This window comes from Vogesella sp. AC12 (assembly GCF_024437575.1).
GTDB lineage: Bacteria > Pseudomonadota > Gammaproteobacteria > Burkholderiales > Chromobacteriaceae > Vogesella > Vogesella indigofera.
Genome location: NZ_JANFNU010000002.1, coordinates 145,358 through 161,814, shown reverse-complemented (window position 1 = coordinate 161,814; position 16,457 = coordinate 145,358). Strand labels below are relative to the sequence as shown.

Below are 16,457 nucleotides of genomic sequence, written 5' to 3'. Positions count from 1 at the left end.
TCAAGCGGCTTTTGGCTGCTCTTTCAGCAGTTTTGCAACGGAATCAGATACTTGTGCGCCAGTACCGATCCAGTAGTTCAGACGGTCCATGGACAGGCGAACACGCTCTTCCTTCTCGTTGGCGACCGGGTTGTAGAAACCAACGCGCTCGATGAAGCGGCCATCGCGACGGCTGCGGGAATCAGTTACTACCACGCTGTAGAACGGGCGGTTTTTAGAGCCACCACGTGCAAGACGAATCACTACCATTGTCGATTGTCCTTAAAATTACGGAATCGTAGAAAAGCTTCCGATTTTATGGCACTTTTCCCTTATACCGCAAGCGCTTATTGCAGCGACTTCACCGGCGCCTCGCCCTGCAGGTCTTTGGTCACGATGGTCAGCGCCCGGTCTTCCGGGTGCGTGGTCACCACAAACCCCAGCCGCGCCATCAGTTTCAGCATGCCCTTGTTACCGGCCAGCACCTCGCCGACCATGGTTTTCAGCCCCTGTTCGCGCGCCGCGTCGAACAGCGCCTGCATCAGGGTCACGCCGATACCCTTGCCCTGCCACGAGTCGGCCACCTCCAGCGCAAACTCGCAGCTCTCGTTGTCGGGGTCGGTAATGTAGCGTGCCACCGCCAGCTGCTCTTCGCCGTCATCGGTCTGCCGCACCATCGCCAGCGCCATCTCGCGGTCGTAATCGAGCTGGGTAAAGCGCACCAGCATGCTCTGCGACAGCTGCTTGATGCTGGACATGTAGCGGTTGTAGCGGCTTTCCTCGGACAGGTTGCGCACGAACTCCTGTTGCATCTGCGCGTCTTCCGGCCGCACCGGCCGGATCATCACCGTGGTGCCGTCCTTCAACATCGCGCAGTGCACGATGTGCACCGGGTACGGCATGATCGCCATGTGACCGTAGGGTTTGCCCTGCGGTTGCGGTTGCACGATGATGCGCGCGTCCAGCGCCACCACGCCGGACTCGTCCGCCATCAGCGGATTGATGTCCATCTCGCGCACTTCCGGCAGCTCGCACACCAGCTCCGACACGTGCAGCACGATATTCTTCAGCGCCTCAAGGTCGATGCCGGGCATGTTCTTGAACGGGCCGAGTATCTTGCCGATGCGGGTCTTGTCGATCATGCGCTCCACCAGATAGTGGTTGACCGGCGGCAGGCTCAAGGCGCGGTCCTGCATCACTTCGACCGCGATGCCGCCGGCGCCGAAGGTGATCACCGGTCCGAACGAGGCATCGTGGGTCACGCCCACCATCAGCTCGCGGGCAAAGCGGCGCTTGCGCATCGGCTGCACCGAGATGCCGACGATCTTCGCCTCCGGCCGCGCCTGCAGCGTGCGGCCGATGATGCCGCGATAGGCGTCGCGCAGCGTGGCTTCGTTGCTGATATTGAGTTCGACGCCACCGACATCCGACTTGTAGATGATGTCCGGCGAATCGATCTTCAGCACCACCGGGTAACCGATCTCGGCGGCGTAGCGCACCGCCTCGTCCTCGCTTGCGGCCAACCTTGTCGGGTTGACCGGGATGTTGAAGGCGGCCAGTACCGCCTTCGATTCGCGCTCCGACAGGATGCTGCGCCCTTCCGCCTGTGCCGTGGCGATCACCGCGCGGGCGCTGAGCACGTCCGGCACCAGCCGTTCGCCTTCCAGCGGCCCCGGTGTCTGTAGCAGCAACTGCTGGTTCTGGTGGTAGGACGCCAGGTTGCGGAACACCTCGATGGCGAACTCCGGCGCACGGAAATGCGCGCACTTCGACTTGGAAAACAGCTCGCGGCTTTCCGATACCTTGGCATCGCCCAGCCACGACAGAAACAACGGCTTGTTGCTCTCGCGCTGCAAGCCGACCATCAGCTGCGCGGTGGTCAGGTGATCGGTGCCGGCCTGCGGCGTGAAAATCACCAGCACGCCGTCGACATTGGGATCATCGAGACAGACCTTGACCGCGGTACGGAAGCGCACCGGGCTGGCGTCGCCGATGATGTCGACCGGGTTGCTGCCGGACCAGTTGCGCGGCAAGGATTCGTTGAGCAGGTCGAGACTGGCGGCAGACAGCTTGGCCAGCTCCACACCGTACATATAGGCACTGTCGGCGGCCAGCACGCCGGGGCCGATGCCGTTGGTGACGATCGCCAGCCGTTTGCCGGTGACGCGATAGTTGGCCGCAAGCACCTTGGCGGCGGTAAACAGCTGCGCGATGGTCGCCACCCGCAGTACACCGGCCCGCGACAGCGCGGCATCGAATACATCGCCGCTTTCGACCATGTTCGAGGAGTGGGTGACACCGATCACGTCGTCCTCGTAACGCCCCGACTTCACCACCACCACCGGCTTGGTCCGCGCCGCCGCCCGCAGCGCGCTCATGAAGCGGCGCGAATCGTGCACGTGGTGCACGTGCAACAGGATGCCCTGGGTGAAGTTGTCGGCGATCAGGTAATCGAGGATTTCGCCGAACTCGACGTCCAGCGCCTCGCCGACCGACACCACGCTGGAAAAGCCGATGCCCTTGCTGTCGGCCCAGTCCAGCATCGCGGTACACAGCGCCGAGGATTGCGACACCAGCGCCAGATTGCCCGCCTTGACCCGGCTGTTGTAGTTGCTGGCGTTGAAGCCGGCCACCGGCCGCATCAGACCCAGCACATTGGGGCCGAGGATGCGGATGCCGTAGTGGCGCGCCAGTGAGCGCGCCTCGTCCATCGCCGCGCGCTCCACGTCCTCCGAATCGGAGAAATCCTTGGCCAGCAGGATCGCCTTGACCCCCTTCTTGCCACAATCCTTGACGATGGCCGGCAAACCGCGCAATGCCGTGGTCACCACCGCCAGGTCGATCGGCCCTTCGATCAACCGCACCGACGGGGTGGCGGCAATGCCGCCGACGATGCGGTGATTGAGGTTGACCGGATACAGCTTGCCCTGGAAGTTGCCGGCCAGCAGGTTGGCAAACACCGCCTGCCCCACCGAGCCGGGTGTATCGCTGGCGCCGATCACGGCAACATTGCGGGGAGAGAACAACGGGGTCAGATAGTGCGGTTTCATAGTTTTGCCATCCTGATGGACAGAGGTTTTCCGGCCTGAGTGGCGCTACCGGCCGCCGGTTGCCATTACAGATGTGTAAAGATACAGCTGCTACTTGCCTACGGCATACAACGCATCTCAACAGTAGCGCCGCGCGATCATTATTGCTAATCTTCCCTGTTTGGCGCTGCATTTTTGTTGCGCCGCATCAAGAATCAACGCCAACAGCCAGGGCCCACGCCCGCGCCGGGGATTGCTACCATGTCTAAACGCGTCGTCACACTTGCGCACTACTACACCCAGCCCGAAATCCAGCAAATGGCCGACAAGGTGGGAGACAGCCTCGAGCTGTCCTTGTTCGCGCGCGAATCCAAAGCCGACATCATCGTCTTCGCCGGTGTGCGCTTCATGGCCGAGACGGCAAAAATCCTGAACCCGCAAGCCGAAGTGATCCTGCCGGATGCCGGCTCCACCTGCTCACTGGTGACGCAGACCGATGTCGAGGCGCTGCGCCAGTGGCGCGAGAGCCACCCCGATCACGTGCATGTGTCCTATATCAACTCCTCGGCCGCGCACAAGGCGCTGTCGGACTGGATCGTCACCAGCCGCAACGTCGACGACATCATTGCCCACCTGTATGAGCAAGGCAAAAAAGTCATCTTCTCGCCGGACCGCAACATGGGCGGCTACCTCAACTACCAGTACGGCTACGACATGCCACTGTGGTCGGCGGTGTGCGAGGTGCACGACAAGTTCAACGAAGCCGCGCTCAACGAGGCGCTGGAAGCCGTCAACAGCAAGGCCTACCTGATTGCCCATCCGGAAAGCCCGCTGCCAGTACTCAAGCGCGCGCAGTATGTCGGCTCCACCTCCGGCATGCTCAACTGGATCAAGGCCTATGACGGCTCGGTCAGCGACGTGATCTTTGTCGCCACCGAAGACGGCATCCTCTACAACATGCGCCTCGCCCGCCCGGAACTGGACATCCGCCAGGCGCCGATCTACGCCGGCTGCCAGTGCAACTCCTGTCCGTACATGAAGATGAACACCATCGAAGCGGTCAAGCGCGCGCAGCAAGGCCTCGGCACCCGCATCGACTACCTGAGCCAAGCCGAGATGGACGCCGCCAGACTGCCGATCGAACGCATGCTCGACTTCAGCCAGCGCTACTACGCCTGAGCCGGTTGCACGGCACAGCACACCGGGCCGGCCGTACGCCGGCCCTTTTTCATTCTGCGCCGGCGGCCGTGCCGGCCGGACAGAGAAATTTTGCGCCACCAGCATACGCGGATACAATCGGATGGTCTGGATGGAAGGTTGCCATGAAATTTCTTGTTAGCAATGATGATGGTTATTTCTCGCCGGGGATCGCGGCCTTGGCCAGCACCCTGGCCAAATACGGCGAGGTAGTGGTCGTGGCACCGGAGCGCGACCGCAGCGGCGCCAGCAACTCGCTGACGCTGGACCGGCCGCTGAGCGTGAAGCAGGCCGCATCCGGCTACTACTACGTCAACGGCACCCCCACAGACTGCGTACACGTCGCCGTCACCGGCTTCCTGGACTTCAAGCCGGACATGGTGTTCTCCGGCATCAACCACGGCCCGAACATGGGCGATGACACGCTGTACTCGGGCACCGTTGCCGCCGCCACCGAAGCCTTCCTGCTCGGCATTCCGGCAGTGGCCGTTTCGCTGGCCGGCAAGCACCAGCACTTCGCCAGCGCCTGCCATGCCGTCGACCTGCTGATGGCCAATACCCTCAAGACACCGTTTACCCACCCGGTACTGCTGAACGTCAATGTCCCCGACGTGCCGGTAGCACAGCTGCAAGAGATCGAGGTCACCCGCCTCGGCCGCCGCCACCATGCCGAGCCGGTGATTGCCAGCAAGAATCCGCGCGGCGATACCGTGTACTGGGTCGGCCCGGTCGGCCCGGAGCAGGACGCCGGCACCGGCACCGATTTCCACGCCATTCGCCATAACCGGATTTCGGTCACGCCGCTGATGATAGACCTGACCGCCAGCGAACAAATGGGATTCATCCGCACATGGCTCAACCAGTAAGCGTTGCCCAGGGCAGCTACGGCATGATTTCCGAGCGCACGCGCCTGCGCATGATCGAGCGCCTGCGCCAGCAAGGCATACGCGACGAGCGGGTGCTGGCGGCAATGTACGAAGTGCCGCGCCACCTGTTCATCGACCAGGCACTGGCAACCCGTGCCTACGATGACGTGTCGCTGCCGATCGGGCAGGGGCAGACCATCTCCCAGCCGCTGACGGTGGCACGCATGACCGAAAAGCTGCTGGAAGGACGCAGCAGCCCCGGCAAGATCCTCGAGATCGGTACCGGCTGCGGCTACCAGACGGCCGTGCTGCTGAAAACCGGCGCCCAGGTCTATTCTGTCGAGCGCCTGTCCGGCATCCTCGACAAGGCACGGCTGAACCTTCGCAATGCCAAGCTGGTCCATGCCAGACTGGTGCATGGCGACGGCCATCAGGGCCTGCCCGATGTGGCGCCGTTTGACGGCATCATCATGACCGCCGCCGCCCGCCAGGTCCCGCCGGCGCTACTGCCACAACTGGCAACCGGAGGACGGCTGGTTTTGCCGATCGGCGACCAGGAGCAGCACCTGTGGCTGTACGAAAAGACCACCACCGCAATTCAGGAAACCCGGCTGGAAGCCGTCCGCTTTGTGCCGCTGCTACCCGGCAAGCAATGATGCAGGGCACAAACGCAACAACACGCCCCAGCCAGATTGTCAGACAATTTACAGCCAGCTCAGAACTGGCATATAACATCCTCAAGCCAATGTACAAGCAAGTATTTAAACTGATCCAACCGTTGCCTGTCGTCTTGCCACTGCTGTTGGCCGCCTGCGCCACCAGCAACCCGACGCCGGCACCGATTGTGGCCGGTCAGGCCAGCGTTCTCGGTAGCAGCGCCACCGGCAGCAAAGCCGCCAACAGCAGCCCGGTAATGGCTGGCACGCAGAGCAGTCCGATCCAGCTCGGCTCACTGCCGAAGGCAAATACGCCGACGGCCGGCAGCACGCACCAGGTCCAGGCCGGCGAAACGCTATACCGCATTGCGGTTAATAATGGTCTGCGCTATCAGGATCTGGCGGAATGGAATAATCTGGATGGCTACAACATCAAGGTTGGTCAGACGCTGCGCCTGACGCCCCCCGGCATCACCAGCCCGGCGACGGCAGCCAAGCCGCCAGCCGAAGTGGCAACGGCAAGCAATACGGTCAGCGGCGGCGCCAAGAACGGTAACGAGACGCTGAAACAATATCCGAAGGCATTGAAACTGCCGTACTCGGAGAATGCGAACAAACAGCTGCCGCTATTGGCAGAGGGCAGCAGCGGCAGCAAGCCGCCGGCACCACTGGAGAAGCTGCCGCAAGAGAAGCAGCCACCGAAGGTCGCCGCCACCACGGCTCCAGCCACCCCGGGTGCGGCAGTCGACAGCAGCCGCCCGGAAAGCGTGGCCGCTACTGGCAGCCAGTGGCAGTGGCCGACGCAGGGCAAGGTGGTCCGGGGCTTCTCGGAGCAAAACAAGGGCATCAACATTAGCGGCAAACTGGGACAGCCGGTGATGGCAGCCAATGACGGCAAGGTGGTCTACAGTGGCAGCGGCTTGCGAGGTTATGGCAAGTTGATCATCATCCGCCACGACAAGACTTATTTGTCGGCCTACGCACACAACAGCGCATTAGTGGTCAAAGAAGGACAAGCGGTCAAGAAAGGCCAGAAAATTGCCGAAATGGGTGATACCGACGCAGATCAAGTAAAACTCCATTTCGAGATCCGGGAAATGGGCAAGCCGGTAGACCCGAGCAAGTTTCTGGAAGCTAAACCCTAGCAGGGACTCCCCTGCACCGGGGTAACTGCAAGCGGGGGAAAGCGTCATGAGCGATGATCTGGAACTACTTGAAGAAGTGCTGGATGAAGAGGTAGAGCAGGAGGCGGAAGCCAAGGAAGCTGTCGAGGCCGAGGAAAGCAGTGTCAGCTCGGCGGTCAGCGAAGTCACCGACGTCACCCAGATCTACCTCAACGATATCGGCAACAATGCCCTGCTGACACCGGCGGAAGAAGTGGCGCTGGCGCGCCGCGTGGTGCAAGGCGACTTTGCCGCCCGGCAGAAGATGATCGAGCACAATCTGCGGCTGGTGGTCAACATTGCCAAGCACTACATCAATCGTGGTCTGGCCTTGCTCGACCTGATCGAGGAAGGCAATATCGGCCTGATGCACGCGCTGGAGAAGTTCGATCCGGAGCGCGGCTTCCGCTTCTCCACCTATGCCACCTGGTGGATCCGGCAGAGCGTGGAACGGGCGATCATGAACCAGTCGCGCACCATCCGCCTGCCGGTGCACGTCATCAAGGAACTCAACATCTACCTGCGCGCCTCGCGCCATCTGGAAAGCCAAATCGGCCGCGAACCGACCCTGGACGAAATCGCCCATCTGGTCGACAAGCCGGTGGAAGAAGTGCGCAAGGTGATGAGCCTCAACGAGCGCATGGCGTCACTGGATGCTCCACTGGATATCGATCCGATGCTGTCGATCGGCGAATCGATCCCCGACGAGCAGCACGAGGAACCAGACGCGCAGCTGCACAATGTGCAGATTGAGCATTTCGTGCATGAATGGCTGTCACAGCTGACCGAAAAGCAGCGCATGGTGATCGAGCGCCGCTACGGCCTCAACAACCACGAGATCTGCACTCTGGAAGAACTGGCCGCCACGCTGAGCCTGACCCGCGAACGGGTGCGCCAGATCCAGATCGAGGCACTGGAGCACCTGCGCCGCATCCTGCGCCGCAAGGGCATCTCCAAGGACTTCCTGCTCTGAGATCACCGCCAGCCGGCAACACGCACAGGTGCTAACGCCCTGTGCGTTTTTTTGCGGCCAACCTTGGTGGCCGGAAACGGCGCACCTGCCACCACCAGCCACGCCAGCGCGGATCGGCATCGGTGGCGCCCTCGGCGTAGCGCCATTGCTGCCAGTCAACGAGCAGGTGCGTAAGCTGTTGCTGTAACACTGGCGCCAGCAGCGCGGCCTTGTCGCGCAGCTGCGCCGGCGTATCGCTGGCCTGCGCCGCGACACCGGCCTGCTGCAGGCGCAGCACCAGCAGGTGCCAGCCACGCACCGGATAGCTGCGCGCCGGCGGCCGGCGCCACAACAGCCATAGCAGCAACGGCAACACCAGCACCACGCCACCGAGCAGCAATACCGTCATCACACTGCCCACCCCTACCCGGCCCAGCCCCAGGCGCTGGAACAGGCTCTGCTGCCGCCGGGCATCGTAATCCACCACCCACTGCTGCCAGACAAAGCCCGCCCGCTGCCATTGCGCGTGGGCGCTGCGCCACCAGGCCGGCGGACGGCGTCCCAGCACCGGCACCACCGCCTGCGCCTCCGGCACCAGCTCGCCGACTTCGCTGGCGATGCGCGACGGTGCCACCAGCGCCGTCGGGTCCACCCGCTGCCAGCGTCCCTGCAGCCACACCTCGGTCCAGGCGTGGGCATCGGAAGAGCGCACCAGCCAGAACTGTCCGCCCGCATTGAATTCGCCGCCCTGAAAGCCGACCACGATACGTGCCGGCAGGCCGGCGGCACGGGCCAGAGTGGCAAAGGCCGAGGCAAAGTGCTCGCAGAATCCCTGTCGGCTGGAGAACAGGAAGTCGTCGACCACATCGCCCTGCAGCAGCGGTGGCGACAGGGTATAGCGCAGTCCCTGCTGCTGCAGCCAGGCACGCAGCGCCGCCAGACGCCCGGCCTCGTCCCGGAACTGGCGCGCGAAAAACTCTCCCTGCTGCCGGGTGCGAAGGTTGGCCGCAGGCAGTTGCAGATAGTGATCGCGCTGTTCGGCACTCAGCACCGCCGGATAAGCGGCCTGTGCCACGCTGTGCACGTCGTAGCGCAGGCGCGCCTCATTGCGGGCATCGATGCGCCGTACCAGCTGGGTGGCAACCTGCTGCACGCCCTCGCCGGCCCACACCGCGTGTTCCAGTACCGGCAGCGCACCCTTGAACGGCGTGGCGGTGATCGAGTACGACAGCGCACTGACTGCGCCCGGCACCAGAGCGGCCACGCCGCTGTCCGGCACGCTGCCCGCTGTCCAGCGCGCACCGTCGAAGCGATCGAACACCATCACCCGCCAGTACAGTTGTTCGCGCGCCGGCTGGCGACCTCGAAACTGGGCGGTAAACGCCGGCTCGCGCGACGGAATCATCTGCCCGATGCTGCCCGGCGCCAGGCTGTCGCTGAGGCCGCTGGTGGCGCGCTGATCCGTTGTCGGCATGCTCCACAGCGGGCCGGGCAGCCGCGGCATGGCGACGAACAGCAGCAGCATCAGCGGCATCGCATACAGCAACGCCAGCGCGGCGGCACGCGGACTGGCGGCGCTGTCGACCCCGGCGAGTAACACCATCGCCCAGGTCAGCACGAACAGCGACAGCAACAGCCACAAGGCCGACGGCAGGCTCTGGTCGAACAGCAGCGGCGTCGCCGCCAGGAAAAAGCCCAAGCCCAGCAGCACGCGCCAGTCGCGCAGCGTCACCGTCTCGAAGGCTTTGAATCCGGTCAGCAACAGCAGCAGCGCCACGCCGCCTTCGCGGCCAACCAGGGTGCGCAGGCTGAGCCACAACAGCAGCACCGGCACGATCATCGCCAGCAGCAGCCACACGCGATGCGGCAATTGCCGGCCCTGCCACGCCAGCCACGCACGCCCCCCCAGCTGCAGCGCAAACAGCAGCGGCACCCACGGCGGCAACTGCAGGAACAGAGGCAACACGGTCAATGCCAGCGCCGCCAGCACGGCAAAATGGGCCAGACGCGGTTCACTGCGCATCGCGTACTCCAAAGCCGGCCAGCGCCCGCAGTCCCGGCCGCACCTCGCCCGCCGTCAGCCGCAACTCCTGCTGCGGCAGCCGCAGGACGACATCCTCGCCGCGCCGCCCCGCCGCCAGCAGCTGCCAGCATAGTCGCGACAGGCGGGCCTCGGCCGCCATCTCCGCCGGATAGGCCGACCACTCCAGCAGGCAGGTCGCCCGCGCCGCTTGTGGCTCTTCGAAACGCCGCGCCAGCAGCACGCCGCGGCGGGCGTAGGCTTTCCAGGCGATGCGCCGGGCACCCAGCTCCGGCTGCCAGGCCACCAGGTGGGAAAACAGCTCGCCCGGCACCGGCTGCGCCTCGCGTGACTGACCTCCGTCGGGCAGACTGGCCGCCGTCCGCTCGTCGGCACAGGGCTGCGGATAAACGCACACCTGCGCCTGCAAGCGCAGATAGGCAAAGGCCCGCACCAGCCCCAGTGGCGATTCGGAATAGACACGCAGCGGCGGGATCGTCATCTGGCCGCGTTGCAGCGTCAGTCGCGGCAACAGTACCTCGCCGGGGCGATCCAGCACCACGCCACCGGCTTCGTCATGCCAGCCGAGGCGCAACAGCCGCGACTCGCCCTCCGGCCACTGCAGTTGCAGCGGAAACAGTGCGTGACTGCCAGCCACCACATCGTCGACCGCCCCGCAACGGATCGCGAGGCCGGCCAGCTGGCGATAGGCCAGCACCACCGCAATCAGCACCAGCGACACGATCCAGAACGACAGCACATAGGCGAGACTGACCGCATAGTTGAGCGCACCGATCCACACTGCCCACGCCACCAGCAGCAGGCCCCAGCCAAACGCGGTCGGCAGCAGGTAGATGCGCGACTGCCCCAGCACCAGCTGCTGCTGTCGCGGCAGCCGGCGCAGCAGCCAGGACGACGCCGCCTTACGCCAGCGGGACATGGTCCAGCAACCGCTGTGCGGCATCGATGCTGTTCATGCCCGGCAGCCGCGACTGCAGGCGATGCGCACACACCGCCACGAACACCGCCTTCACGTCCTCGGGCAGCACGTGGTCGCGACCGTCCAGCATCGCCCAGGCGCGGGCGGCGGCCAGGATGGCCAGGCCCGCACGCGGGCTGAGGCCGTGCATGAACAGCTCGCGCTTGCGACTGGCCAGCAGCAAGGCCAGCACGTAGTCGGCCAGTGCGCTGCTGACGGTGACCTGCGCCGCTTTCTGCTGCAGCGCCAGCAGCTCGCCGGCCTTCATCGCCGCCGGCAAGGCCGACAAGGCCTGCCGCCGGTCGCCGGCCAGCAGCAGTGCGCGCTCCGACTCCGGCGACGGATAGCCCAGCGAGATGCGCATCAGGAAACGGTCCAGCTGCGACTCCGGCAGCGGGAAGGTGCCCAGCTGGCCATCCGGATTCTGGGTGGCGATCACGAAAAACGGTTTGGGCAGCGCGTGCGTCTGGCCGTCGATCGACACCTGGCGTTCTTCCATCGCCTCCAGCAACGCCGACTGCACCTTGGGCGAGGCGCGGTTGATCTCGTCGGCCAGCAACAATTGCGAAAACACCGGTCCCGGCTGGAACTCAAAGCGTCCTTCATCGGGGCGGAACAGGCTTACCCCCAACATGTCGGCCGGCAGCAGGTCGCTGGTGAACTGCACCCGGCGGTAATCCAGCCCCAGCACCCCGGCCAGCGCATGCGCCAGCGTGGTCTTGCCGACGCCCGGCACATCCTCGATCAGCAGGTGGCCACCAGCCAGCATGCAGGTCAGCGCCAGGCGGATTTGTAGCGGTTTGCCCAGAATCAGCGCGTTCAGTTGACGATACGCAAAGGAGATGGATTGCATTTGAAGTCCGTTGGCCGCACACTTTATAAAGATTTCATATATCCCTTTTGCCACCACAACGCAACAAGGAAACGCGCGTGCTCACCTGGCTCAAATCGCACCTGACCGGCGGTGGACTCACCGCCTTTATCAGCCACTCCGACTGCTTGCAGCACAATATGGGTAGCGGCCATCCGGAATGCCCGGAGCGCCTGGTCGCCATCAAGGACCAGCTGATGGCGGCGCAGCTGTTTGACAGCCTGCAGGAAGTGGAGGCGCCACTGGTGAGCGAACAGCAACTGGCCCGCGTGCACCCGCCCCACTACGTTGAATACATCGAAGCGTGCTCGCCGTCGGTGGGCACCTTCCGTGTCGACCCGGATACCGCGATGTGCCCCGGCACCCTGCAGGCAGCCAGGCGCGCCGCCGGTGCGGTGGTGAAGGCGGTCGACATGGTGTGCAACAAGGAGGCGCCGAATGCGTTCTGCTCGATCCGGCCGCCGGGACACCACGCCGAAAGCGCCCGCTCGATGGGCTTCTGCTTTTTCAACAATATCGCGGTCGGCATTGCCCATGCGCTGTCCTGCTACAAGTTGCAGCGCATCGCCGTCGTCGATTTCGATGTCCACCACGGCAATGGTACCGAGGAAATCTTCCGTGATGATCCGCGGGTGATGATGGTGTCGATTTTCCAGCATCCGTTCTTTCCCTACAGCGGCGACCAGCCACTGGGGGCGAACATGCACCATGTACCGCTGAAAGCCGGCAGCGGCAGCCGCGAATTCCGCGAGGCGGTCGAGTATCTGTGGCTGCCGCAACTGGAGGAATTCAAGCCGGAAATGATCTTCATCTCGGCCGGTTTTGACGCCCACCGCGAAGACGACATGGCCTCGCTGGCACTGACCGAGGCCGACTACGAGTGGGTGACGCGCAAGCTGCTGCAACTGGCCGCCACCCATTGCGAGGGACGCATCGTGTCGGTGCTGGAGGGCGGCTATGACCTGTCGGCACTGGGCCGCAGTGCCGCGGCACACATCAAGGTATTGTCCGACGGCTAATCGTGCCGTACGGTCGTAAAAAAACCTGCACCACGGTGCAGGTTTTTTGTTGGGGCTGGCGGGTGCTCAGCTTACGGCTTTTTCGCCGGGGCCGGTGCCGGCACCACGGTCGGCTTGGCGGTAGTCGCAGGTTTGGCTGCCGGAGTCTTGGTGGCCGCCTTGGCGGTGCCACCACCGACCTGCAGATCCGCCTTCAGCTTTTCCAGGGTCTTGGCACCGATGCCCGGCACGTTTTCCAGATCGGCATAGCTCTTGAACGGGCCATTCTTGGTGCGATAGTCGATAATCGCCTTGGCCTTGACCGGGCCGATGCCGTTCAGCGACTCCAGCTCCTGCTGGCTGGCAGTGTTGGCATTGACGGCAGCGAACGCTGCCACGGAGAACAGCAGGGACAGCAATGCAGCGAAGAACAGTTTCATCATTTGGCTCCCATGGTTTTTAATGACCGCGCAACAAATATCCCAAATAAATAAACATCAATGCAAGACAAATTGCATTACCGCCTTGGTTCCGATGTACGCCAGCAACAACAGCGCAAAACCGCCCAGCGTCCAGCGTATCGCCATCCTGCCGCGCCAGCCGCGATACTTGCGGCCAACCAGCAAGGCGCCGAACACCAGCCAGGACGTCACCGCAAACACGGTCTTGTGGCTGAATACCGCCGGCTTGCCAAACACTTCCTCGGAAAAGAGCACGCCGCTGGCCAGACTGGCGGTCAGCAGTAGGAAACCAGTGCCCAGCGTCTGGAACATCAGGTTTTCCATCACCATTAACGGCGGCAGCTTGCCGGACAGGCGGCCCGGCTTGCGCTCGTGCAGTGCCCGCTCCTGCATCAGCATCAGGATCGCGATCAGTGCCCCGATGGCAAACAGGCTGTAGGCCAGCAGCGACACCACCATGTGCAGCAGAAAAGCGACATCGTTCACGGCATAGGTATTGCGCGGCAGCGGCAGGATTTCCGCCAGCAGCACCGCGACGAACGCGACCGGCACCAGAAAGGTCTGCAGCCCTTCCATGCGCGAGAAATAGCTGCCGGTCCAGAAGATCAGCAACATCATCCACGACAGCAGCGACAGCGCGGTACCCAGCCCCAGGCTCACCGTGCCGCTATGGAAAACCGGCAGCGTCAGCACGATGGCGTGCAGCAGCAGCAGCGCCCCCAGCAAGGAGTGCTCGATACCGCTCTGGCGTGGCCACAGCACACGCCCGCGCCAGTGGCCAAGGTAGTGAACCGCCAGGCTCAGGTAACCAAAAGTCAACAAAGTGACCAAGATGAAAAGTAATCCGCTCATGGAGGTGTGGCAGGTCTGCGAACCGGGGGCGGCTCGTGGTAAAATAAATGATTAAAGAGTCTACACCAAAGCAGCCCTTGCTTGGCAGACAGAAGGACACCGCATGCTCGACAACCTTACTTCCAGACTTACCAGTGCGCTGAAAACCATCCGTGGTCAGGCGCGCATCAGCGAAACCAACATCCAGGACGCCCTGCGCGAAGTGCGGCTGGCCTTGCTGGAGGCCGACGTCGCGCTCCCGGTCGTCAAGACTTTCATCGCGCAGGTCAAGGAACGCGCGCTGGGCCAGGAAGTGATGGGCAGCCTGACCCCGGGCCAGGCGCTGATCGGCATCGTCAACGACGAGCTGGTGCGACTGATGGGGGACAAGAACGACGCGCTGAACTTGGCCGCCGTACCGCCGGCGATTGTGCTGATGGCCGGCCTGCAGGGCGCCGGCAAGACCACCACCGTCGGCAAGCTGTCCAAGCTGCTGAAAGAGACCCAGAAGAAGAAGATTCTGGTGGTCTCCGCCGACGTGTACCGTCCGGCTGCGATCGAACAGCTGAAGACGCTGGCCGAACAGGTCGGCGTCGAGTTCTTCCCGTCGTCGCCGGACCAGAAGCCGCTGGACATCGCCGCCGCCGCGCTGGATCACGCCAAGCGTCACCTGTTTGACGTGCTGATGGTCGATACCGCCGGCCGCCTCGCCATCGACGAAGCGATGATGGCCGAGATCAAGGCGCTGCACGCCTTCCTCAAGCCAATCGAAACCCTGTTCGTGGTCGACGCGATGCAGGGCCAGGATGCGGTCAACACCGCCAAGGCCTTCAACGAGACCCTGCCGCTGACCGGCGTGATCCTGACCAAGATGGACGGCGACTCGCGTGGCGGTGCCGCGCTGTCGGTACGCCACATCACCGGCAAGCCGATCAAGTTCATCGGTGTCGGCGAAAAACTGACCGGCCTTGAACCGTTCCACCCCGACCGTCTCGCCAGCCGCATTCTGGGCATGGGTGACGTGCTGTCGCTGATCGAAGATGTGCAGAAGGGCATCGACGAAAAAGAAGCGCAGGCGATGGCCAAGAAGCTGAAGTCCGGCAAGGGTTTCGATCTCGAGGACTTCAAGGCGCAGATGCAGCAGATGAAGAAGATGGGCGGCATGACCAGCCTGCTGGAAAAGATGCCGGGCGAGATCGGCCAGCTGGCCAAGGGTGTACAGGGCGCCGAGGCCGAAAAATCCATGCGCCGCATCGAGGGCATCATCAACGCGATGACCATGGAAGAGCGCCGCAAGCCGGAACTGCTGAAAGCCAGCCGCAAGCGCCGCATCGCCACCGGCTCCGGCGTCAGCGTGCAGGAAGTCAACCGCCTGCTGAAACAGTTCGAGCAGACCCAGAAGATGATGAAGCAGTTCTCGTCCAAGGGCGGCATGATGAAACTGATGAAGGGCATGAAAGGCATGATGCCTGGCATGTAAGGCAACGGGTGCCGGCGACGGCCGGCCCCGTTTTTCACGTTGCACACGGATAGAGTACCGCATATGCATTACGACGTTGTCGTGCTGACCGATCACAAACTGCTGTCGCTGGATGCCGCCGACTGGTACAGCCAGCAGGTGCACACCGAGGACAATCTGGTGCTGGCCGCCTTGGAACAGCAGGGACTCAAGGTTGGCCGCAAGGACTGGGCCGACCCGGCCTACGACTGGACACAATGTCGCGCCGCCGTGTTCCGCAGCACCTGGGACTACTTCCACCGCTTTGCCGAATTCGCACCGTGGCTGGCCCAGGTCAGCCGCAGCACCCGCCTGTTCAACGAGGCCGGCCTGATCCACTGGAACATCGACAAGCACTACCTCGGCGTGCTGGCCGAACGAGACGTCAACATCGTGCCGACCCTGTTCATCGAGCGCGGCGATCCGCGTTCGCTGGCGCATATCATCGCCGAGAGCGGCTGGGAAGAAGTCATCCTGAAACCCACCGTCTCCGGCGCCGCCCGTCACACCTATCGCTTCCACGCCCTCGACAGCGAACAGCACGAGTGCACCTTTGGCGAACTGGTGGAACAGGAAGCACTGATGCTGCAACCGTTCCAGCGCAACATCCTGGAACAGGGTGAGCTGTCGCTGATGGTGATCGACGGCCAGTACACCCACGCCATCCGCAAGACCGCCAAGGCCGGCGATTTCCGCGTGCAGGACGACCACGGTGGCAGCGTGCACCGCTTCGAGCCGTCGGCCGACGAGATCCTGTTCGCCGAGGCCGCGGTTGCGGCGGTACCGTTCGACGTGCTGTACGCCCGCGTCGACCTGATCCGCGACAACGACGGCGCGCTGGCGATCATGGAACTGGAAATGATCGAGCCGGAACTGTTTTTCCGCTTTTGCCCGCCAGCCGCCGACAAGCTGGCCGCCGGCATCGCACGCCGCCTGGCCGCCTGATTGCGGCCAACC

Annotated in this window: 15 protein-coding genes; 8 read left to right on the top strand and 7 right to left on the bottom strand. The window is 63.6% G+C overall.

The window, feature by feature from the left end; all coding sequences use genetic code 11:
• Together rpsP and NOM55_RS04570 are read right to left on the bottom strand one after the other, a co-directional pair.
• Nucleotides 1-249 (bottom strand): 30S ribosomal protein S16, encoded by a 249-nt coding sequence (rpsP, locus tag NOM55_RS04575; RefSeq protein WP_047966732.1) that lies wholly within the window; start codon nucleotides 247-249, stop codon nucleotides 1-3.
• Nucleotides 250-326: 77 nt separating this feature from the next.
• The gene (locus tag NOM55_RS04570) at nucleotides 327-3,029 is read right to left on the bottom strand and encodes a bifunctional acetate--CoA ligase family protein/GNAT family N-acetyltransferase (protein WP_255907689.1); all 2,703 of its coding nucleotides are present in this window, start codon (nucleotides 3,027-3,029) and stop codon (nucleotides 327-329) included.
• A gap of 240 nt (nucleotides 3,030-3,269) precedes the next feature.
• Between NOM55_RS04570 and nadA the strand changes: the two genes are divergently transcribed.
• The 5 genes from nadA to rpoS all read left to right on the top strand — a co-directional run bounded on the left by nadA (nucleotide 3,270) and on the right by rpoS (nucleotide 7,863).
• Complete coding sequence (nadA, locus tag NOM55_RS04565) at nucleotides 3,270-4,187, top strand: quinolinate synthase NadA (protein ID WP_255907688.1); 918 nt, start codon at nucleotides 3,270-3,272, stop codon at nucleotides 4,185-4,187.
• 143 nt (nucleotides 4,188-4,330) lie between these two features.
• A complete protein-coding gene (gene surE, locus NOM55_RS04560) occupies nucleotides 4,331-5,071 on the top strand; it encodes a 5'/3'-nucleotidase SurE (protein ID WP_255907687.1) in 741 nt (246 codons plus the stop codon).
• Nucleotides 5,056-5,727: a protein-L-isoaspartate(D-aspartate) O-methyltransferase gene (locus tag NOM55_RS04555; protein WP_255907686.1), complete on the top strand. Its 672-nt coding sequence runs from the start codon at nucleotides 5,056-5,058 to the stop codon at nucleotides 5,725-5,727. The genes surE and NOM55_RS04555 overlap by 16 nt, the downstream gene beginning before the upstream one ends.
• A complete protein-coding gene (locus NOM55_RS04550) occupies nucleotides 5,724-6,872 on the top strand; it encodes a peptidoglycan DD-metalloendopeptidase family protein (RefSeq protein ID WP_255907685.1) in 1,149 nt (382 codons plus the stop codon). Before NOM55_RS04555 ends, NOM55_RS04550 begins: the two co-directional genes overlap by 4 nt.
• 46 nt (nucleotides 6,873-6,918) lie before the next feature.
• Nucleotides 6,919-7,863 (top strand): RNA polymerase sigma factor RpoS, encoded by a 945-nt coding sequence (gene rpoS, locus NOM55_RS04545; RefSeq protein ID WP_047966738.1) that lies wholly within the window; start codon nucleotides 6,919-6,921, stop codon nucleotides 7,861-7,863.
• Nucleotides 7,864-7,894: 31 nt separating this feature from the next.
• Here rpoS and NOM55_RS04540 read toward each other — a convergent pair whose 3' ends face one another.
• From NOM55_RS04540 to NOM55_RS04530, 3 genes are read right to left on the bottom strand one after another with little or no spacing between them, the layout of a single operon-like run.
• A complete protein-coding gene (locus NOM55_RS04540) occupies nucleotides 7,895-9,865 on the bottom strand; it encodes a DUF3488 and transglutaminase-like domain-containing protein (protein ID WP_255907684.1) in 1,971 nt (656 codons plus the stop codon).
• A complete protein-coding gene (locus NOM55_RS04535; protein ID WP_255907683.1) occupies nucleotides 9,855-10,802 on the bottom strand; it encodes a DUF58 domain-containing protein in 948 nt (315 codons plus the stop codon). Before NOM55_RS04535 ends, NOM55_RS04540 begins: the two co-directional genes overlap by 11 nt.
• Nucleotides 10,786-11,694 (bottom strand): MoxR family ATPase, encoded by a 909-nt coding sequence (locus NOM55_RS04530; protein ID WP_255907682.1) that lies wholly within the window; start codon nucleotides 11,692-11,694, stop codon nucleotides 10,786-10,788. The genes NOM55_RS04535 and NOM55_RS04530 overlap by 17 nt, the downstream gene beginning before the upstream one ends.
• 77 nt (nucleotides 11,695-11,771) lie before the next feature.
• Here NOM55_RS04530 and NOM55_RS04525 point away from each other — a divergent pair, with 77 nt between their 5' ends.
• Nucleotides 11,772-12,731, top strand: coding sequence for a histone deacetylase family protein (locus NOM55_RS04525; RefSeq protein WP_255907681.1), 960 nt, complete (start codon nucleotides 11,772-11,774; stop codon nucleotides 12,729-12,731).
• 71 nt (nucleotides 12,732-12,802) lie between these two features.
• On the opposite strand, the gene NOM55_RS04520 is transcribed toward NOM55_RS04525, so the two are convergent.
• Together NOM55_RS04520 and NOM55_RS04515 are read right to left on the bottom strand one after the other, a co-directional pair.
• Complete coding sequence (locus NOM55_RS04520) at nucleotides 12,803-13,153, bottom strand: ComEA family DNA-binding protein (protein ID WP_120810428.1); 351 nt, start codon at nucleotides 13,151-13,153, stop codon at nucleotides 12,803-12,805.
• Between the two features lie 54 nt (nucleotides 13,154-13,207).
• Nucleotides 13,208-13,933 (bottom strand): inner membrane protein YpjD, encoded by a 726-nt coding sequence (locus tag NOM55_RS04515; protein WP_255907680.1) that lies wholly within the window; start codon nucleotides 13,931-13,933, stop codon nucleotides 13,208-13,210.
• Between the two features lie 193 nt (nucleotides 13,934-14,126).
• Between NOM55_RS04515 and ffh the strand changes: the two genes are divergently transcribed.
• On the top strand, nucleotides 14,127-15,482 hold the full coding sequence (gene ffh, locus NOM55_RS04510) for a signal recognition particle protein (RefSeq protein ID WP_255907679.1): 1,356 nt from the start codon (nucleotides 14,127-14,129) through the stop codon (nucleotides 15,480-15,482).
• A gap of 63 nt (nucleotides 15,483-15,545) precedes the next feature.
• Nucleotides 15,546-16,445, top strand: a complete 900-nt coding sequence (locus NOM55_RS04505) for a RimK family alpha-L-glutamate ligase (RefSeq protein ID WP_255907678.1) — start codon at nucleotides 15,546-15,548, stop codon at nucleotides 16,443-16,445.
• Nucleotides 16,446-16,457 lie beyond the last annotated feature (12 nt).